The sequence below is a fragment of the Lysinibacillus sp. NPDC096212 genome, assembly GCF_044763105.1.
Lineage (GTDB): Bacteria > Bacillota > Bacilli > Bacillales_A > Planococcaceae > Lysinibacillus.
The window spans coordinates 173692-192212 of sequence record NZ_JBIWFQ010000001.1 but is presented as its reverse complement, the minus strand read 5'-3'; the positions used below and the strand labels follow the sequence as shown (position 1 = coordinate 192212).

The following is an 18521-nucleotide window of genomic DNA, read 5'->3' as shown; positions in this document are numbered from 1 at the left end:
CTATAGATGGTGAGATAAATGTGGATTTAAGTTACTTTTCTATAGGTGTCCAAACACCTGAAACTGTCCTATGCTTCCTTTTTTGCGCAGATAAACAAAAGCAGCTCATTGGACGCCCCAAGTCGGTACAGAAATCACCCCCCTCGTTTTGCATAAAGATTTAATATGACACTTAAAATTCATTAGTAACATGAAGGCATCAGGAATAATTGTGTTCCAGATGCCTTTTTGAACTTTTCCGTATTTCGACAAGAAATCGACGAAAATTTCAGCTGATTTACAATGCTCTAATTAAGTCGAACTATGTTATAGTACTAAATAGGGGGGAGAAATAATCTATGTTTTAATTCTTTTCCTCATCTCCTATAGGTATGTTTTCAACCCTTATAGACGCAATTATCATTGCTTTCTCCCTAAATTAGATTTTTTGAGTATGCATTACTTTTTGCATAAATGAAAAAAATAGATGCTCCAATTGATACTTATAAGACAGTCTAGAATAACTATTCTGAATTTTAAGTATTTTTTACAACTTGTACTTAAATAGTAAAAAGGAACTCTAATATAGACATTGTGTCTACTGATATTTTGTTAAAAAAAGGAAAAAAATCAATCCTAAAACCGTAAACACTGTCTGAGTAGTGTAAATTAACTAGATATGTGTTGTGTCCTGTGAAGCCCGTAGTAGCAAGGGGTGCGGAAGTATTGTCCTGGTTATTTGCGAATAAAAATAGGTCTGATATACTATTAAAAAGGGACAAAAGACAATAGACACTAGGTATCATCTTAATTACAATTGTGTTATTGGATAAAAAATGAAATACATAAATGAGGTGAGTGTTTTGGATTTGTTTGGAGGAACTATTAGTAGTTTGGAAAACGGACTTTCCTATGCAACTTTGAATCATAAAACGATCGCTAATAACATTGCGAATGTCGATACGCCGAACTATAAGGCGAAAAGTGTAAGTTTTAAAGATATGTTGGAGAAAGAACAACAAATGTCACTGTCGGCATATCGTACTGATAGTAGACATTATGATTTCGAGATTCGACAATCAACACCTGGAGTGAATAATGTTGATGGCTTACGTTATCGAAATAACGGTAATGCCGTAGATATGGATGCTGAACAGGCGAAACTAGCGGAAAATCAAATTTATTACAACGCATTAATTGAACGTATGAACGGTAAGTTAAACACATTAAATACTGTTATTAAAGGAGGTAAGTAATAGATGTCTATTTTTCATGGAATGAATACCACTGCCTCAGCTTTAACAGCACAGCGTTTACGAATGGATGTCATTTCTTCAAATATGGCAAACATGGATTCAACGCGATCTAAACAAGTGAATGGGGAGTGGGAACCATACCGTCGAAAGTCTGTGACATTTACAGCACAAGAGGGACAGTTTTCAAATTTCTTTAATGTAGCACTTGGTAAAAACGCAAAAAGTGGCGTTGGTAACGGCGTAAAAGTTACACAAATAAAAGAGGATACAGAAACACCTTTCAAACTTGTGTATGATCCAACTCATCCCGATGCAAATGCAGATGGCTATGTAAATATGCCAAATGTAGATCCATTAAAAGAAATGGTAGATTTAATGTCAGCTACTCGTTCCTACGAGGCAAACGTAACTGTATTGAATGCAAATAAATCCATGCTGACAAAGGCTTTAGAGATTGGAAGATAAATAAGAAGAAAGGAAGATACATAATGACAATTTCGTCCGTTTCACAAATGACACCTATGCAGGTTGTAAATGAAACAAATAAACTTAAAACGACACCTTATGAAGCACAACAGAGCTTTGCGAACTCGTTAAAAGAAGCAATATCGAAAGTAAATGATCAACAAATTACTTCTGACAATCTTACTCAAAAGTTAATTAATGGAGGAGATGTAGAGTTGCACGAAGTGATGATTGCATCACAAAAAGCGAGCATTACATTAAATGCAACAATTGAAGTTCGCAATAAGGTGATTGAAGCTTACCAAGAAATAATGCGAATGAGTGTCTAACTTTATTTGAACAAGTGATTACATTCACTATTGAAGTAAAGAATATATCCCATAATTTATACTTTTTTAAATGAATGATTGATGTAGAGGATTGACGACTCCTTAAGGATTACGTTACAGATAATACCCTGGAGACAGAAGTGGCGAAGGTTAAAAGCATCAAGTCTTGAGATAATGCCTTGACCAACATCCTGATTGCCACAAGTGTGGCTCATCGGACGCTCCTAGGAAAAAGACTAATCGAAACGGAAATCAACCCGTTATGGTGATGATATTGATTGAATGTTATGGGATACCACTGTTTTCGCGAATTATTAGATGGATAGGTTATTCACTATAACCGGAGGATCATAATGAATGAACGATTGACGAAAATAAAAAACGACACCAGCCAATTTTGGACAAGTCGTAGTAAAAAACAAAAAATTGTGATGATCGGTTCTTTAGTAGGGGTTGTAGCACTTGCTATAGTTATTACAATTTTTGCTACAAAAACTACATATGTACCACTTTATAAGGATTTATCGACAAGAGAAATCGGACAAGTGAAGGAAGCGCTAGACACTCAAGGTGTAAAGTATGAAATTGAACCGGGAGGGACATCGATTTCAGTCCCTGAAGACCAAGTAGATTCATTGCTAGTGCAGTTGGCATCGGACGGATATCCGCAAACAGGGTCGATTGATTACTCTTTTGCAAAGGGCTCTGGATTTGGTATGACAGATAATGAGTTTAACCTCTTAAAAAAAGCAGCAACTGAAACAGAAGTTGCAAAGCTCATTAAAAATCTAGACGGTGTAAAAGATGCAAAGGTAATGATCAACGTTCCAGAAGAGGGCGTTTTCTTAAAGGATGTTAAAGATGAAGCGACAGCATCTATTGTTTTAAATACAGACCCTGGCTATAAATTTACAGAGCAACAAATTGCCACTATGTACAATTTAGTAGCAAAAAGTGTTCCGAATTTAAACACGGATAACATTGTTATTTCTAACCAATTCTCCGAGTACTTTGATCTACATGCTGCAACTGCTGATGGAACTTCAACAACGACAGCTGAAGGTCAGCTACAAGCGAAGAAATTGGTTGAGCGCGACCTACAGCGACAAGTTCAAAGTATGCTAGGTACGCTTATGGGACAAGACAAAGTAGTAGTTTCTGTGACAACAGACATTGATTTCAAAAAAGAAAATCGTGAAGAAAACCTAGTTACACCAGTTGACGAAGAGAATATGGCAGGAATAGAAATTAGTGCTCAACGTATTTCGGATCAATATTCTGGTACAGCTGCGGCTACTGGTACACCTGAAGCTGAAACGACAACAGATAACTTTACCACTTATAACGAAGGTACCATGGGTAACGGGGATTCCGAGCATACCGAAGAAACAATTAATTATGACGTAAACCGTATACGCAAAGAGATCCAAGAGGCACCATATAAAGTTCAAGATATAGGTATCCAAGTAATTGTTGAACCACCGACAGGAGCTGACGCAGGAACGTTACCAAATGGGGTTCAAGAGGATATCCAGAAAATTTTAAGTACTATTGTTCGTACGACGATTTCTAAAGATGTAGCAGCAGAACTTACTCAAGATCAAATCGATGAAAAAGTAGCTGTTTCAGTGCATCCTTTAAATGGTAAAGCAACAGAGACAGCTAGTGAAAAATCTGTTATTCCATGGTGGGTTTGGGTAATCGGCGGCATATTACTAGCTGTAATATTATTGCTTGCATTCTTCATTATCCGTTCACGTAAACGTGCGGAAGAAGAAGAAGAACTTAGTATCCTAGATGAACAAGAAGAATTAATGATTGAAGATATTAATGAAGAAATTGAAACGGAAGCTACAATGCGTCGTAAGCAGCTTGAAAAAATGGCAAAAGATAAGCCAGACGATTTTGCGAAGTTACTGCGTAGTTGGATTGCGGAAGACTAACTAGGAGGTTCGACTGTGTCCAAGAAAGATAAAGAATTAACTGGAAAACAAAAGGCCGCGCTCTTGTTAATTTCATTAGGGCCTGAGGTTTCAGCTTCTGTTTACAAACATTTAACAGAAGAGGAAATTGAACGCTTAACATTAGAGATTTCAAGCGTTAAAAAAGTAGAAGCAAACGTTAAAGAAGAAATTATTGAAGAATTTCACAATATTGCACTTGCGCAAGACTATATTACACAGGGTGGTATTGGTTACGCGAAGACAGTATTGGAAAAAGCACTTGGTGTAGAACAGGCGCAAACAATTATTAATCGTCTAACATCTTCTTTGCAAGTGCGTCCATTTGACTTTGCGCGTAGAGCTGATCCAGCACAGATTTTTAACTTTATTCAAAATGAACATCCACAAACAATTGCCCTTATTCTATCTTATTTAGAGGCAGGGCAAGCGGGTGTTATTTTATCTTCATTACCACAGGAAGTACAAGCTGATATTGCTAAACGTATAGCCGTAATGGAATCAACTTCTCCAGAAGTTATTAGTGAAATTGAATCTGTATTAGAGCGTAAATTATCATCAACCGTTACACAGGATTACACGGAAACGGGTGGCATTGACGCAGTTGTTGAAGTGTTAAATGGTGTAGACCGACAAACGGAAAAAACGATTCTCGATGCACTCGAAATTCAAGATCCAGAGCTTGCTGAAGAAATCAAAAAACGTATGTTTGTATTCGAGGATATTGTTACGCTCGACAACCGCTCAATTCAACGTGTTATTCGTGATTGTGAAAATGAAGACTTACTGCTTTCAATGAAAGTTTCAAGCGAAGAAGTAAAAGATATTATTTTCCGCAATATGTCACAACGTATGGCTGAGACATTTAAGGAAGAAATGGAAATTATGGGACCTGTACGTCTGCGTGATGTAGAGGAGGCACAATCTCGAATTGTTGCTGTCATTCGTCGCTTAGAGGATGCTGGTGAGATTATTATTGCACGTGGTGGAGGAGATGACGTCATTGTCTAGAATCATCCGTTCTGTATATACACAGTCCAATGGCGATCATGTCAAAAAAATTCAAATTCGTGACATGTTTGAGATGCAAGAGGTAGAGAACGGAGAAGTTCCACCTCAAAAACAAATTACTATCGAAGAAGTGCTAGAAGAGCGCGAACGTTTATTTGCAGAGGCTAGAGCTACTTTACAAGCTGAACGTGAGGCTTTTGAACAAGAAAAGCAAATGTTCTTTCAGGAAATTGAACATTTAAAGCAAGGTTGGGAAGAAGAACGACCTAATCGAGTGCAAGAAGCTTATGATGAAGGATTTGGTCAAGGCTATGAGGACGGGATAAACAAAGCTAATGAAGCGATGGCGCAATCACTCCAAACGGCCAATGAAATAATCATTCATGCAGGGGAAAATGCTCGGAAATATATTGAAGATCAGGAATCGATTATTTTAGAGCTAGGCTTAACTACAGCAGAGCGAATTATTGATGCATCTTTAGAGCGAGACAACGAATTATTTGTTTCAATCGTTCATAGAGGACTTAAAGAAGCGAGAGAAATGAAAGAAATAAAAATTTATGTTTCGCCTACCTACTATGCTTTAATTACTGCTAATCGGGATGAACTAGCTGAAATGTTCCCAACTGACGTACCATTTATGATTTTTGTAAATGAGGAGTTAGAAAATGAAACAGATTGTTATATTGAAACAAATCATGGCCGTATTGTTGTAAGTATTGATGAGCAATTGAACGAACTAAGATTGAAGCTACATGAAATATTAGAAAGTAAGGAATGATCTAGATGAAAACGGCTCAATTAATCGAACAAATTCCTCAAATACCAACCTTTAAAAAATTTGGTAGAGTAACTAGAGTTGTCGGCTTGATGATTGAGTCACAAGGTCCAGATAGTTCTATTGGTGATGTCTGTAAAATTCATGTGGAAACTTCTAAAAACGGCCATCAAATCATCTTAGCAGAGGTTGTAGGCTTCAAAGATGAAATTGTCGTCTTAATGCCTTTTACTTCGCTTCGAGAAATATCAATTGGCTGCCTAGTCGAAGGTACAGGGGCACCGCTTGAGGTAAAAGTGGGCCCTGAGCTAATCGGTAAGGTACTTGATTCTATGGGGAATCCAATAGATGGAACTGTATTACCGAAAGGATTAATGACAGTTCCGACAGAGCAGGACCCACCCAATCCACTAACGCGCCCGCCGATAAATGAAAGACTTGAAGTAGGTGTTAAAGCAATTGATGGCATGCTAACAGTGGGTAATGGACAACGTGTTGGTATTTTCGCTGGTTCTGGGGTCGGGAAAAGTACATTGCTCGGTATGATTGCGCGAAATACCCAAGCAGATTTAAACGTAATCGCGCTAATTGGGGAACGTGGTCGTGAGGTTCGTGAGTTTATAGAGCGTGATTTAGGACCAGAGGGTTTAAGTCGATCGATAGTAGTAGCTGCTACCTCTGATCAGCCTGCACTAATGCGAATTAAAGGGGCCTTTACCGCAACAGCGATTGCTGAATATTTTAGAAATCGCGGCTTAAATGTCATGTTGATGATGGACTCTGTGACTCGTGTTGCTATGGCGCAGCGTGAAATCGGTCTTGCGACAGGTGAACCACCAGCTCAAAAAGGTTATACACCATCTGTATTTGCGATTTTACCTAAACTATTAGAACGCACAGGTACTAATGAGAAAGGCTCTATTACTGCCTTTTATACAGTGTTAGTAGATGGTGATGATATGAATGAGCCAATTGCAGATACGGTGCGAGGGATTTTAGATGGTCATATAGTCCTTGATCGAAACCTTGCTAATAAAGGTCAATATCCAGCTATTAATGTCTTAAAAAGTGTTAGCCGTTTGATGAATCATGTGGCAGAGCCAGAGCACAAAAAGGCTGCAGAACGATTAAGGGAGCTCTATTATACATATGACAAGTCAGAGGATTTAATTAATATCGGTGCCTATAAGACAGGAACATCAAAAGAAATTGATGAAGCCATTTACTATGAACCTCTCATTACCGCTTATTTAAAGCAAGGCTATTTAGATAAGGTGACCCTAGAGGAAAGCAAGAATGAGTTAATTTCATTATCGATTGGTGGTGGAAAATAGGGTGGTAAGCTATATATATCGTTTTGAAAAAGTGTTAACCATTCGAGAGCAAGAAAAAAATGAAACAGAAATTGCCTATAAAGAATCTGTACGTTCTTTTGAAGAAATTGCAACTAAGCTATATGAGTTGTTAAAAAAGAAAGAAGATTTAATAGAGTTTCAGCAGGAGCGTTTAGCTGTAGGTTCATCAATAGAAGAAGTTCATCACTATGCACGGTTTATTGATAGCCTCGAAAAAACAATTACTGATGTACAGCAAAAAGTTGTTCAAGCTCGTGCAAAAATGAATTGGCACGAAGAAAAATTATTAGAAAAAAACTTGGAAGTACGTAAATTTGAAAAAATGCGAGAGAAAGATTTTAAAGTGTTTCAGCAGGAACAGGATCGTATCGAAGGCATTTTTTTAGATGAGATTTCATTGCTTACGTATAACAAGAGAGAAATCAGGTGATTTCATGGCGAAAACAGACAATCGACTTAAAGCAGAATTAGTAGAACAACCGCCTAAACGTAAATCAGGAGGCTTGCGAAAGTTTTTTACGTGGTTTGTAATACCTATTATGTTTGTAGCGGCAGTTCTACTTGTTGTTGCAACCCTAATGAATACGAATGTTTTTGATTTAGGGAAAAAGGCAGTTCAAAGCTTACCATTCGTTCCTTCAGAAGAACAACAAGCAAAAGATGCTGTCGTTAATAATGATTCCAAAGTTGTAAAGTTACAGGCCGAAATACAAGAAAAAGAAGCGGAAATCGTACAGCTTCAAAAAAAGATGGATACGGCAACAACTGAAAAAGAAAAGTTAACGACAGAAAATGAACAGTTAAAATTTGAAATTGAAAAATTAAATAGGGAGCAAAGTGATGTAAAGCGTGACTTTACTGATATTTTAAAAACATTTGATAAAATGTCCCCTAAAGCAGCAGCGCCAGTTCTTATTAAAATGAGCGATACTGAAGCACTTCGTATTTTAACAAACTTAAAACCAGATAAATTAGCTGCGATTTTAGAAAAAATGGATCCACAAAATGCTGCTAAATATACAGAAATGATGGCTAAACAATAAGGAAATCTGAAGGGGGGTGAAAAAATGGATGTGGCAATGATGCAAATGATGTCTAAGGCTATACCAACTAAAACAGCAGCTACAAAACCTACAACATCAGGTGATTCCAATGTGAATGCAAATGGACCGTCGAACAAGTTTGGGTCTGTTTTTGGACAGATTATTTCTTCTTCAAATCAAATACAGCAGCCTACACAGTCAACAGACATAAAAGATACATCTGATTTGACAGCAGTTTTAAATGCTGAATCTATAGAAGACGTACTAGACTTACTGGGTATTCCACACGACGATGGCTTGTTAATGCTTCAAATTGGTGATGAAGGCAAAGCTGTTGCAATTGATGAAATGTTAAATCTGGATAACCTAATGGATGCATTGGGGATTGATACCGAGCAACTTCAACAATTAGTACAACAGTTGCTAGGAGAAGATAAAGAAGCAAAAGATGTATGGGAGCTTTTAGCAATAGTAGACGCTCAGGCACCAATGCTTCAAACGCAAATCGTAGCAGCTTTACAAGGCGAAGGACAAGTGACTCCAAAGGAAACAGCGCCATTACTTCAAGTGTTAAAGTTAGCACAATTAGTTGGGCAAAAAACGGACTTAACAGCATCACAAGAAAACTTGCTAACTGACATAAAAAGTCTTTTGACAACGATTCAAACACAAGTAGAGACGACTCTATCTGAACAGCAAGTAACAACTAAAACAACAGTAACGCTTCCGTTGCAAGGCTTCCAAAAAGTAGTTCAACAAGTTCAGGTTACAAAGCCGACAGACACAAGTGCTAATGAAATAGTGACTCCTAATACAGTCCAAACAAAAGCAGACACGTTCCAAGTGACACTGCCGGCCGCAAAGCCAGCACAGTCTGAGGCATTTTTGAAAGAGATGCAAGCAATCATCAATAAAGCCCAAATCTCGAATGCACAAGGTATTACACGCTTAACTTTGAAATTGTATCCTGAAAATCTAGGAACAATACGTATCGAGCTTGTGCAAAATGACGGTGTCCTGACAGCACGACTACTGGCTTCTACGGCTCATGGACGTGAATTACTTGATAGTCAGGCACATCAATTAAAGCAAGCCTTTGTTCAGCAAAATATTCAAGTTGATCGTCTCGATATTGCTCAATCATTGCAAGACGCAGATCGCCAACAACGCGACCAAAGCTTCTTCAATAATTTCTTCAAGCAACAACAGCAAGATGAGCAGGAGCAAAAAAACGACGATGACGATGAAGGCAAATCGTTTAGTGACTATTTAATTAATGAGGAGGTGTAAGGATGGCAGATGCAACGACTAATACAAAACCAGTAAATACAAATGTAACGGATGAACTTTATTATTCCAATTATAAGAAGCCAACGAAGCAGACGGGTAATAGTGAACTTGGTAAGGATGCCTTTCTTCAATTATTAATTACGCAATTGTCACATCAGGATCCAACAAATCCAATGGACGACCGAGAATTCATTTCTCAAATGGCACAATTCTCTTCTTTAGAACAAATGCAAAATATGACAAAAGCGATGCAATCATTACTTGCCTCACAGCAACAAACACAACTTATGAGTTATACAACATTTGTTGGTAAGGAAGTACAATGGCACGAGATAACAGATAAGCTAGACGAAAAAAACAAACCTATTATTAATGAAGGATCAGGCACAATTAAATCGGTGAAGTTTGTAGATGATGAACCGGTGTTTGTACTAACTGATGGTAAGGAATTAACTCCTCGTAATATCTCAGCTATTTTAGGCGGTTCAAGTGAAAATGTAGTAACAGAATCTCCACTTGTACAAGCAAGCAAACTAATTGGTAAAAATGTTACGTATATGGACGGCGAGCAAGAACTACAAGGACGTATCGTTTCTGTAACGAATAAAGATGGCGTAATTCATTATGTCTTAGACAATGACAAAAAATTAACAGATAAAGAATTTACCGTAATCAGCGAATAAAGGTGGAGAAGAATGATGGATAAGTTTTCAATTCATCGTGTACCATTGCATCCATCTATTCGCCAGACACAACCTAAGCCAATAAACACACAGCAATCGTTTAAAGCTCATTTACAAGAAGCTACCAATCAACAAGAGTTAAAAGTGAGCAAGCATGCCCATGAACGTATTATGGAGCGTAAGATAGCGATTTCTGAACAGGAATGGCAGGTTGTATCGGACAAGGTATTTGAAGCACACTCAAAAGGTGTCAAACAACCATTAGTCTTGATGGATCAAGCAGCTTTAATTGTCAGCGCTAAAAACGCAACTGTCATTACAGCAATGGATCGCACGGAAGCAAAACAACAAGTATTTACAAATATTGATGGCACTATTGTGCTTTAAGGGCTGGACCTTTGAAAGGAAGCCTAAGTGTGCTGATTGATAGAGGCACACAATATAAATGAAGGGAGAACGACATTATGTTACGTTCTATGTATTCAGGTATTTCAGGTCTTAAAAACTTCCAAGTAAAGCTAGACGTTATTGGTAATAATATTGCTAACGTTAATACAGTTGGATTTAAAAAAGGGCGTGTTAATTTTAAAGATCTAATGTCTCAAACACAAGCAGGAGCTGCAGGATCTACTTCAACAACTGGGGGTGTAAACCCAAAACAAGTAGGTTTAGGTTCACAATTAGCCGCTATTGATACTATCCACGGTGGCGGATCCTTACAAGGGACAGGGCGTGGACTAGATTTAGCGATTGAAGGTGATGGCTTCTTTATGGTGGCTAATGCTAATGGCGCTCCAGAAGAAGATAGTGGCTTTATTACTGATGAAGGTTTTAATAACACGTTATTCACGCGTAATGGTATTTTCTACATGGACAACAATGGTTACTTAGTCAATGGTGATGGGAAATATTTAGTTGGTATAACAGCTGGTGACGAACTAGTTATCGAGAAGGATGACACAGGTATATTCCATGAAGATGGACTAAAAGCATCTGGTGATGAAGGTGCTAACTTATTTGATGATGCTGGGGAATTAACACCTGCTGAGGGTACTGTAGGTCCAATTCGTATCCCAACAACAGCTAAAGAGGTAAACATTGGAGAAGATGGTACGATTACTTATACGGATTTAAATGGTAAACTAATGTGGGCTGGACAGTTGATAATGGCTAAATTCCCGAACGCTGGTGGTCTTGCTAAAGTAGGGAGCAATTACTATCAACAAACAACGAATTCAGGAGTAGCGTATGCACAAACAGCTACTGTAGCAGGTATGGGTAAAGTTGTTCCAGGTGCGGTAGAAATGTCCAACGTAGACCTTTCAGAAGAGTTCACAGAGATGATTGTTGCGCAACGTGGTTTCCAATCAAATACACGTATTATCACAACTTCTGATGAAATTCTTCAAGAGCTTGTGAATTTAAAACGCTAGATTTTAGTATGAGGTTTATACTTAATATGTAGGTAAAGAAAATACCGGTTAAGATTACAAAGTGCTCAAAACTAAAAACATAATTTCATATGAGGGAGGGTCGGGCCGGCTCTCATGCTAGACCCGGCCCTATTTCAATGATTGAACTAACACGTTTAAATGGCAAAGCATTTACATTGAATGCTTTATACATAGAAACGGTCGAATCTTTTCCGGATACGACCATTACATTAACGACTGGAACCAAAATCATTGTTTTACAGAGTCAAGATGAGGTGCGACAAAAGGTAACAGCCTTTTATAAAAATATACAAATACTATCAAACCCGCATCTACGAGGTGAAGAAGATGAAGAATAACAAAGTGTTAACGATGATTATCATCGTACTAGTAGCAATCATACTTATCGGGGGTATTTGCTTTGTATTATTTACCCAATTTAATAAGCCGGCAAAGTCTCTTGAGCCAACTATTGATGAAATCGTAGAAGCTTCTGTTGAAATTCCGGAGATTACTACAAATCTAGCTGATAACAAAATTGTACGCTTTTCGTTAAAAATTCAAACATCAAATAAAGATGCTGCTGCTGAATTAACGAAACGTGATTTCCAAGTGAAAAATATTGTTATTCAAGAGCTTTCAGAAATGGAGCAAAAAGATTTAGAAGGTAAGCAAGGGAAACAAGTTTTCCAAAAATCATTAAAAACAAAAATTAATGAATTGATGCAAGAGGGAGAAATTCAGGAAGTTTATTTTACCTCCTTCATCACCCAATAATAAAGAAACTGCTTGAAATGGAGGTGGGCAAATGGCAGGAGATGTGTTATCTCAATCTGAGATAGATGCGCTGCTTTCCGCAATATCAACTGGGGAAATGTCAGCGGACGACATAAAAAAAGAGGACGAGGGGCGCAAGGTTAAAGTTTATGACTTTAAACGAGCACTTCGTTTCTCAAAAGATCAAATCCGAAGTTTGACCCGAATACATGAAAATTTTGCACGATTGCTGACAACCTTCTTTTCTGCACAGCTGAGAAGCTATGTGCAGATTACTGTTGCATCAGTGGACCAAATACCATTTGAAGAGTTTGTACGTTCGATTCCGAATATGACACTCATTAATGTGTTTGAAGTGCCGCCATTAGATGGTAATATATTGATGGAAATAAACCCAAACATTGCCTACTCGATGTTAGATCGTTTAATGGGCGGTAGTGGGGCGAGTCATAGTAATGTAGATAACTTAACAGAAATAGAAACTAAAATTATGACAAACCTTTTTGAACGTTCATTCGACAATTTACGCGAGGCATGGGAAAATGTTGCGGAAATTGATCCAATCTTAGTAGAGCTTGAGGTCAACCCTCAATTTTTACAAATGATTTCACCAAATGAAACAGTTGTCGTTATTTCCTTAAACACGATCATCGGTGAGACAAGCGGTATGATTAATATTTGTATCCCGCATGTTGTATTGGAGCCAATTGTTCCAAATCTTTCTGTTCGTTACTGGATGCAGACGAATACAAAAGAGATGTCTCCAGAGCAAACAAAAATGCTTGAAACACGTGTGAAACAAGCACAACTACCTGTTTCCGTTGAACTAGGTATTACAGACATTACCATTGAGGATTTCCTCACAATGCAAGTTGGAGATGTTATTCAATTAGAACAAAAAATTGAAGATCCACTACTGTTAAAAGTAGGGACATTACCGAAATTTACAGTTCAACCAGGAAAACAAGGCAAAAAATTAGCAATCCAGATTATCGACCCTTTGAAAGGAGGAGACGAAGATGAGTGATGAAATGCTCTCCCAAGAAGAAATTGAAGCGTTATTAAGGGGCGAAACGTTGGAAGATAAAAACAGCGGCACTGAAGCTTCTACAAATGAGGAAATTAATGATTTAAAAGTAGAGGATTACCTCGATTCGTTTGCCCAAGATGCATTAGGTGAGGTAGGAAATATATCTTTTGGTAGCTCTGCTACAGCGCTGTCAGCGTTATTAGGTCAAAAAGTAGATATTACTACCCCAAGTATTTCAATGATTAACCGAAATAAATTAGAAGAGGAATTTCCTCATCCTTATGTAGCCGTACAGGTTGAATATACAATCGGATTGACAGGAATGAATTTACTTGTCATTAAGCAATCCGATGCAGCGATTATTGCTGATTTAATGTTAGGTGGAGATGGCTTAAATCCGAAACCAGATTTAGGTGAAATTCAGCTAAGTGCCGTGCAAGAAGCTATGAATCAAATGATGGGTTCTGCGGCTACTTCAATGTCGACAGTATTTAATAAAAAAGTGGATATTTCTCCACCTACTATTGATTTAATGAATATTTCTCAGAACGAAGGACGAGAAAATATTCCTGAAGATGATTTACTCGTAAAAGTATCTTTCAGATTGAAAATTGGTAATTTAATTGATTCGAATCTAATGCAATTATTACCGCTGAAATTTAGCCAAAACATTGTAAAATCTCTATTAGGAGAAACGGAATCGATCGAGGAACCTGTGGCTGCAACTATAGCGCCTGAAGCGCCAGTAGCACCGACACCTGTACAACCACAGGCGTCTATGCAACCACAAGCACCTGTAACACCACCGCCTGCACAGCCAGTATATCAACAGCAAGCAGCGCCTGTGCAGCAACCAATGTATCAAGAGCAACAACAGATTCCGATGCAAGCAACAAGACCTGTTCAACCGGTCAATGTTCAACAAGCACAGTTTGCTAGTTTTGATCCAAATGTTATCTCGCAATCTGAAGCTAGAAATTTAAATATGCTACTTGATATTCCATTGCAAGTTACTGTAGAGTTAGGACGTACAAAGCGTTCTGTAAAAGAGATATTAGAACTATCTAGTGGTTCGATTATTGAACTAGATAAATTGGCTGGTGAACCAGTTGATATTTTAGTAAATAGCCGTTTAATCGCTAAAGGTGAAGTCGTTGTTATTGATGAAAACTTCGGTGTCCGCATTACAGATGTTTTAAGTCAAGCAGAGCGTTTAAATAATTTAAGATAGTTTCAATTGGAGGAGTTAACCATGTCTAAAAGAATTTTGATTGTAGACGATGCCGCATTCATGCGCATGATGATCAAGGATATTTTATCGAAAAATGGGTTTGAAGTTGTTGGAGAGGCTGCTGATGGTTTACAGGCTGTTGAAAAGTACAACGAATTAAAGCCAGATTTAGTAACAATGGATATTACGATGCCAGAAATGGACGGTATTGCTGCTCTTAAAGCAATTAAAGGTTCAGATCCAAATGCAACTGTAATTATGTGTTCGGCAATGGGACAACAAGCAATGGTAATCGATGCAATTCAAGCTGGTGCGAAAGACTTTATTGTTAAACCTTTCCAAGCTGATCGTGTAATTGAAGCGATTCAAAAAGCTCTAGGATGATTGAATGCAAATGTTAAAATCATTTCGTCTAACGATGATTTTCGCATTTCTTGTATCCTTCCTGTTTTTGTACCCTACAACAACTCCTGTGTATGCAGAATCTAACACAAAATTTGTCGACGACTGCATTAATAAAAAAGGAGATTGCAAAGAAGATAGTACTCCAGCTGCTGAGAAAGATTCAGATTTACAAGCGGCTGGAGACGTATCTGCGTGGGAATACATAAAAATGGTGTTGGCGCTTATTTTTGTTATAGCTTTATTTTATGGATTAATGAAGTTTTTAAATAAAAGAAATTTGAACTTTCAACGTAATCAATTAGTACAAAATTTAGGCGGTTTATCTTTAGGTGCTCAAAAGTCGGTACAACTATTACAAGTAGGTAAAACACTCTATTTAGTTGGGGTCGGTGAGGATGTCCAGCTATTACGTGAAATTACTGATCCTGATGAAGTTGCAACACTTTTAGCACTATATAATGAACGACAAGAACTTGCAGTAACATCACCGTATATTGCAGAAGTATTATCTAAGTTTAAGAGAAAAAGTAATGAAAGTTCACCAGCGCAGCAAAAACAAGGCTCTTTTGGTGAGCTATTTGAAAAAAAGATTTCCGAAATTAAACAGGAGCGTAGTGAAGAACTGGAGAAATGGAAGCAAAAGGAGAATGATGATAAATGAATGATGTAATCAGTGTTTTTTCCAACGGCGACCCGACAAATGTCTCTAGCGCTGTTAAGCTTCTTTTGTTGTTAACAGTTCTTTCACTGGCACCAAGTATTTTAATTTTAATGACATCATTTACACGAATAGTTATCGTATTATCGTTTGTTCGTACTGCGTTAGCGACACAGCAAATGCCACCGAACCAGGTCATTGTGGGCCTTGCCTTGTTTTTAACTTTCTTTATCATGGCCCCAACATTTCAAGAGGTCAATAAAGAGGCATTGCAGCCACTATTTTCTGAGAAAATTGGAATTGAAGAAGCGTATGATCGTGCCAGTGTGCCGTTTAAAGAGTTTATGAGTAAGCATACAAGGCAAAAGGATCTTGATTTATTTTTAACCTATAATAAAGCAGAAAAGCCAGCATCAGTAGAAGAAATTCCCCTTACAATGCTCGTACCTGCTTTCGCATTGAGTGAGATTAAAACAGCGTTTCAAATTGGCTTTATGATATTTATTCCATTCCTAGTAATCGACATGATTGTTGCAAGTACTCTAATGTCGATGGGGATGATGATGTTACCACCGGTTATGATTTCATTGCCGTTTAAGATTTTATTATTTGTACTCGTTGATGGTTGGTACCTTGTGATGAAATCATTACTACAAAGTTTTTAGGGGATGATACAGTATGACAGGTGAATTGGTTATTTCAATTGCAGAGCGTGCCATTATGGTTATCCTTCTAACAAGCGGTCCGCTATTATTAGTTGCTTTAATCACTGGTTTAGCGGTAAGTATTTTTCAGGCAACAACATCGATTCAAGAGCAAACTTTAGCATTCGTTCCAAAAATCATCGCTGTATTAGCAGCCATCGTATTTTTCGGTCCTTGGATGTTATCACAAGTGACTAGCTATGCGAGAGATATTTTTGAGAATTTAACGCGTTATATAGGGTGAGTAGATGAATGAATTAATCCCGCATTTTACGGTTTTCTTATTAGTGCTTGTGCGCGTATCGGCATTTTTTGTCACTGTGCCTTTTTTCTCGTACAGAACGATTCCGCCACAAGTTAAAATAACGCTCGCATTAGTTTTAGCTTGGATGATGTATTACACAATTGACGTTGAACCATTTGTATTTAATGGTGATTACATACTTTTAGTGATGAAAGAAGCGCTCATTGGACTGTTGCTCGGTCTAGTTGCTTATATCATCATGTCGGCAATTCAAATTGCCGGAAGCTTTATAGATTTTCAAATGGGTTTTGCCATTGCCAATATTATTGACCCGCAAACAGGTGCACAAAGTCCATTGATAGGACAATTTTTTAATACGCTAGCATTACTTTTTCTACTAGCTATAAATGGACATCATATGATTCTCGATGGAATTTATTATAGTTATCAATTCTTACCGATGGATCAAGGATTTCCAAATTTCGCAAATGCCAATTATATAGAGTTTATCATCACAACATTTACAGCTGTTTTTGCGATTGCCTTTCAAATGGCTGCTCCTGTTGTAGCAACTTTATTTTTAGTCGACTTGGCGCTAGGAATCACGGCGAAAACTGTACCACAATTAAATATTTTTGTTGTTGGTTTTCCTATTAAAATTGGTGTTAGTTTTCTAGTGTTATTCACAATGATGACTGTAATGGTTCAAGTGATACAAAAGCTTATTACAATTATGATATATGCGATGCGTGATTTAATGGCTATTTTAGGTGGTGGATAAAATGTTGCTACTGCTGGATTTAGATTTACAGTATTTTGCGGGAGAAAAAACGGAAAAGGCGACGCCCAAAAAACGACAAGATGCTCGAAAAAAAGGTCAGGTCGTCAAAAGTCAGGATATTTCCAGTGCGATTGTCATGCTCATGGTATTTATCTTTTTATTCTTCTTTGCAGGTTCGATGCGAGACGATCTTTTAGCTTTTTTCAGGCAAACTTTTATTCATAACATACGCGTAGAAACACTAACGATTGATAGTGTGATGAGCTTATTTACAGAAACATTAGTGCAAATGGCTTTTATTATTGTCCCAATAATGGGAATTGCATTTGTTGGAGCATTGGCAGGTAACTTCCTACAGTTCGGTTTCCTATTTACATTAGAGCCGATGAAGTTTGATTTAAAAAAAATGGACCCGATTAAAGGGTTAAAAAAGATATTTTCTGTTAAAGCCATTATAGAGCTTCTCAAATCGGTATTAAAGATTGGCTTCATCGGTGGCGTTACGACAATTATAGTTTGGACGAATTTGCCGGAAGTTTTGGCGTTATCCTTTAAAAGCCCATGGATAACTCTTATTACAGTGGGTAAGCTTGTTGGTATCATGGGGATTGCTGCTTCGCTCGTCTTACTATGTGTATCCCTTTTAGACTGGATGTATCAAAAACATGATTACGAAAAAAATCTTAAAATGTCTAAGCAAGATATTAAAGATGAATATAAAAATAGTGAGGGCGATCCACTGATAAAATCGAAAATCAAACAACGCCAACGCGAAATGGCGATGCGTCGAATGATGTCAGAGATTCCAAACGCCGATGTTGTCATAACAAACCCAACTCACTATGCGATTGCCATCAAATATGATGAGGAAAGTATGGATGCCCCACGCATCGTTGCTAAGGGTACAGACTTTATCGCTCAAAAGATTAAACTGATTGCGAAAGAACATGATGTGATTATGGTTGAAAATAGGCCATTAGCACGAGCAATGTACGATCAAGTAGAAATTGGCGATCAAGTACCAGAAGAGTTTTTCAAAGCAATAGCCGAAGTGCTTGCTTATGTTTATCGAATTAAACGGAAAATTTAAAGCTTTTTGTAGGAGGGA

Annotated in this window: 23 protein-coding genes; all 23 read left to right on the top strand. The window is 37.6% G+C overall.

All coding sequences use genetic code 11. The features are described 5' to 3' along the window. Nucleotides 1-842 precede the first annotated feature (842 nt). The 23 genes from flgB to flhB all read left to right on the top strand — a co-directional run bounded on the left by flgB (nucleotide 843) and on the right by flhB (nucleotide 18503). Nucleotides 843-1235, top strand: a complete 393-nt coding sequence (gene flgB, locus ACIQ7T_RS00935) for a flagellar basal body rod protein FlgB (protein ID WP_370075232.1) — start codon at nucleotides 843-845, stop codon at nucleotides 1233-1235. Between the two features lie 3 nt (nucleotides 1236-1238). Then, nucleotides 1239-1700 (top strand): flagellar basal body rod protein FlgC, encoded by a 462-nt coding sequence (gene flgC, locus ACIQ7T_RS00930; protein ID WP_370075231.1) that lies wholly within the window; start codon nucleotides 1239-1241, stop codon nucleotides 1698-1700. Between the two features lie 23 nt (nucleotides 1701-1723). Further along, a complete protein-coding gene (fliE, locus tag ACIQ7T_RS00925; protein ID WP_370075230.1) occupies nucleotides 1724-2029 on the top strand; it encodes a flagellar hook-basal body complex protein FliE in 306 nt (101 codons plus the stop codon). 353 nt (nucleotides 2030-2382) lie between these two features. After that, nucleotides 2383-3972 carry a flagellar basal-body MS-ring/collar protein FliF gene (gene fliF, locus ACIQ7T_RS00920; RefSeq protein WP_370075229.1) on the top strand — a complete coding sequence of 530 codons (1590 nt, stop codon included), beginning with the start codon at nucleotides 2383-2385 and terminating at the stop codon, nucleotides 3970-3972. A 15-nt stretch (nucleotides 3973-3987) separates the two neighbouring features. Continuing rightward, on the top strand, nucleotides 3988-5001 hold the full coding sequence (gene fliG / locus ACIQ7T_RS00915) for a flagellar motor switch protein FliG (RefSeq protein ID WP_053594207.1): 1014 nt from the start codon (nucleotides 3988-3990) through the stop codon (nucleotides 4999-5001). Further along, nucleotides 4994-5782 carry a flagellar assembly protein FliH gene (gene fliH, locus ACIQ7T_RS00910; RefSeq protein WP_370075228.1) on the top strand — a complete coding sequence of 263 codons (789 nt, stop codon included), beginning with the start codon at nucleotides 4994-4996 and terminating at the stop codon, nucleotides 5780-5782. The genes fliG and fliH overlap by 8 nt, the downstream gene beginning before the upstream one ends. Before the next feature lie 5 nt (nucleotides 5783-5787). Then, nucleotides 5788-7113 (top strand): flagellar protein export ATPase FliI, encoded by a 1326-nt coding sequence (gene fliI, locus ACIQ7T_RS00905; RefSeq protein ID WP_132357440.1) that lies wholly within the window; start codon nucleotides 5788-5790, stop codon nucleotides 7111-7113. A gap of 1 nt (nucleotide 7114) precedes the next feature. Next, nucleotides 7115-7564 (top strand): flagellar export protein FliJ, encoded by a 450-nt coding sequence (gene fliJ, locus ACIQ7T_RS00900; protein WP_370075227.1) that lies wholly within the window; start codon nucleotides 7115-7117, stop codon nucleotides 7562-7564. A gap of 4 nt (nucleotides 7565-7568) precedes the next feature. Continuing rightward, nucleotides 7569-8177, top strand: a complete 609-nt coding sequence (locus ACIQ7T_RS00895) for a MotE family protein (protein ID WP_323652765.1) — start codon at nucleotides 7569-7571, stop codon at nucleotides 8175-8177. A gap of 24 nt (nucleotides 8178-8201) precedes the next feature. Then, on the top strand, nucleotides 8202-9467 hold the full coding sequence (locus ACIQ7T_RS00890; protein ID WP_402868135.1) for a flagellar hook-length control protein FliK: 1266 nt from the start codon (nucleotides 8202-8204) through the stop codon (nucleotides 9465-9467). 2 nt (nucleotides 9468-9469) lie between these two features. Further along, nucleotides 9470-10150 carry a flagellar hook assembly protein FlgD gene (flgD, locus tag ACIQ7T_RS00885; protein WP_402868133.1) on the top strand — a complete coding sequence of 227 codons (681 nt, stop codon included), beginning with the start codon at nucleotides 9470-9472 and terminating at the stop codon, nucleotides 10148-10150. Between the two features lie 15 nt (nucleotides 10151-10165). Further along, complete coding sequence (locus ACIQ7T_RS00880; RefSeq protein WP_402868131.1) at nucleotides 10166-10537, top strand: TIGR02530 family flagellar biosynthesis protein; 372 nt, start codon at nucleotides 10166-10168, stop codon at nucleotides 10535-10537. 77 nt (nucleotides 10538-10614) lie between these two features. Further along, complete coding sequence (gene flgG / locus ACIQ7T_RS00875; protein ID WP_402868129.1) at nucleotides 10615-11583, top strand: flagellar basal body rod protein FlgG; 969 nt, start codon at nucleotides 10615-10617, stop codon at nucleotides 11581-11583. A 137-nt stretch (nucleotides 11584-11720) separates the two neighbouring features. Then, entirely contained in the window at nucleotides 11721-11942 is a 222-nt protein-coding gene (locus tag ACIQ7T_RS00870; protein WP_402868127.1) for a flagellar FlbD family protein, read from the top strand. After that, nucleotides 11932-12360, top strand: a complete 429-nt coding sequence (gene fliL, locus ACIQ7T_RS00865) for a flagellar basal body-associated protein FliL (protein ID WP_370075222.1) — start codon at nucleotides 11932-11934, stop codon at nucleotides 12358-12360. Before ACIQ7T_RS00870 ends, fliL begins: the two co-directional genes overlap by 11 nt. A gap of 31 nt (nucleotides 12361-12391) precedes the next feature. Beyond that, complete coding sequence (gene fliM / locus ACIQ7T_RS00860) at nucleotides 12392-13387, top strand: flagellar motor switch protein FliM (protein ID WP_370042860.1); 996 nt, start codon at nucleotides 12392-12394, stop codon at nucleotides 13385-13387. Then, nucleotides 13380-14621 (top strand): flagellar motor switch phosphatase FliY, encoded by a 1242-nt coding sequence (gene fliY, locus ACIQ7T_RS00855; RefSeq protein ID WP_370075221.1) that lies wholly within the window; start codon nucleotides 13380-13382, stop codon nucleotides 14619-14621. The genes fliM and fliY overlap by 8 nt, the downstream gene beginning before the upstream one ends. A 21-nt stretch (nucleotides 14622-14642) precedes the next feature. After that, nucleotides 14643-15005 carry a response regulator gene (locus tag ACIQ7T_RS00850; protein WP_049668450.1) on the top strand — a complete coding sequence of 121 codons (363 nt, stop codon included), beginning with the start codon at nucleotides 14643-14645 and terminating at the stop codon, nucleotides 15003-15005. Nucleotides 15006-15015: 10 nt separating this feature from the next. Further along, nucleotides 15016-15687, top strand: a complete 672-nt coding sequence (locus ACIQ7T_RS00845) for a flagellar biosynthetic protein FliO (RefSeq protein WP_402868124.1) — start codon at nucleotides 15016-15018, stop codon at nucleotides 15685-15687. Continuing rightward, nucleotides 15684-16349 carry a flagellar type III secretion system pore protein FliP gene (gene fliP / locus ACIQ7T_RS00840; RefSeq protein WP_370075219.1) on the top strand — a complete coding sequence of 222 codons (666 nt, stop codon included), beginning with the start codon at nucleotides 15684-15686 and terminating at the stop codon, nucleotides 16347-16349. Before ACIQ7T_RS00845 ends, fliP begins: the two co-directional genes overlap by 4 nt. A 13-nt stretch (nucleotides 16350-16362) precedes the next feature. Beyond that, nucleotides 16363-16632, top strand: coding sequence for a flagellar biosynthesis protein FliQ (gene fliQ, locus ACIQ7T_RS00835; protein ID WP_132357429.1), 270 nt, complete (start codon nucleotides 16363-16365; stop codon nucleotides 16630-16632). A gap of 4 nt (nucleotides 16633-16636) precedes the next feature. Then, a complete protein-coding gene (fliR, locus tag ACIQ7T_RS00830; RefSeq protein WP_370075217.1) occupies nucleotides 16637-17413 on the top strand; it encodes a flagellar biosynthetic protein FliR in 777 nt (258 codons plus the stop codon). A gap of 1 nt (nucleotide 17414) precedes the next feature. Next, nucleotides 17415-18503 (top strand): flagellar biosynthesis protein FlhB, encoded by a 1089-nt coding sequence (gene flhB / locus ACIQ7T_RS00825; RefSeq protein WP_370075216.1) that lies wholly within the window; start codon nucleotides 17415-17417, stop codon nucleotides 18501-18503. The last annotated feature ends 18 nt before the right edge of the window (nucleotides 18504-18521 follow it).

Excerpts from the sequence above, each read along its gene's own strand:
- ACIQ7T_RS00880 (WP_402868131.1), top strand. The coding sequence starts at position 10,166 with ATGGATAAGTTTTCAATTCATCGTGTACCATTGCATCCATCTATTCGC.
- flgD (WP_402868133.1), top strand. The coding sequence starts at position 9,470 with ATGGCAGATGCAACGACTAATACAAAACCAGTAAATACAAATGTAACG.
- ACIQ7T_RS00845 (WP_402868124.1), top strand. The coding sequence starts at position 15,016 with ATGTTAAAATCATTTCGTCTAACGATGATTTTCGCATTTCTTGTATCC.
- ACIQ7T_RS00870 (WP_402868127.1), top strand. The coding sequence starts at position 11,721 with ATGATTGAACTAACACGTTTAAATGGCAAAGCATTTACATTGAATGCT.
- ACIQ7T_RS00890 (WP_402868135.1), top strand. The coding sequence starts at position 8,202 with ATGGATGTGGCAATGATGCAAATGATGTCTAAGGCTATACCAACTAAA.
- ACIQ7T_RS00850 (WP_049668450.1), top strand. The coding sequence starts at position 14,643 with ATGTCTAAAAGAATTTTGATTGTAGACGATGCCGCATTCATGCGCATG.
- fliM (WP_370042860.1), top strand. The coding sequence starts at position 12,392 with ATGGCAGGAGATGTGTTATCTCAATCTGAGATAGATGCGCTGCTTTCC.
- fliP (WP_370075219.1), top strand. The coding sequence starts at position 15,684 with ATGAATGATGTAATCAGTGTTTTTTCCAACGGCGACCCGACAAATGTC.
- fliR (WP_370075217.1), top strand. The coding sequence starts at position 16,637 with ATGAATGAATTAATCCCGCATTTTACGGTTTTCTTATTAGTGCTTGTG.
- fliQ (WP_132357429.1), top strand. The coding sequence starts at position 16,363 with ATGACAGGTGAATTGGTTATTTCAATTGCAGAGCGTGCCATTATGGTT.
- fliF (WP_370075229.1), top strand. The coding sequence starts at position 2,383 with ATGAATGAACGATTGACGAAAATAAAAAACGACACCAGCCAATTTTGG.
- fliL (WP_370075222.1), top strand. The coding sequence starts at position 11,932 with ATGAAGAATAACAAAGTGTTAACGATGATTATCATCGTACTAGTAGCA.
- fliI (WP_132357440.1), top strand. The coding sequence starts at position 5,788 with ATGAAAACGGCTCAATTAATCGAACAAATTCCTCAAATACCAACCTTT.
- flgC (WP_370075231.1), top strand. The coding sequence starts at position 1,239 with ATGTCTATTTTTCATGGAATGAATACCACTGCCTCAGCTTTAACAGCA.
- fliE (WP_370075230.1), top strand. The coding sequence starts at position 1,724 with ATGACAATTTCGTCCGTTTCACAAATGACACCTATGCAGGTTGTAAAT.
- ACIQ7T_RS00895 (WP_323652765.1), top strand. The coding sequence starts at position 7,569 with ATGGCGAAAACAGACAATCGACTTAAAGCAGAATTAGTAGAACAACCG.
- fliY (WP_370075221.1), top strand. The coding sequence starts at position 13,380 with ATGAGTGATGAAATGCTCTCCCAAGAAGAAATTGAAGCGTTATTAAGG.
- flgG (WP_402868129.1), top strand. The coding sequence starts at position 10,615 with ATGTTACGTTCTATGTATTCAGGTATTTCAGGTCTTAAAAACTTCCAA.
- flhB (WP_370075216.1), top strand. The coding sequence starts at position 17,415 with ATGTTGCTACTGCTGGATTTAGATTTACAGTATTTTGCGGGAGAAAAA.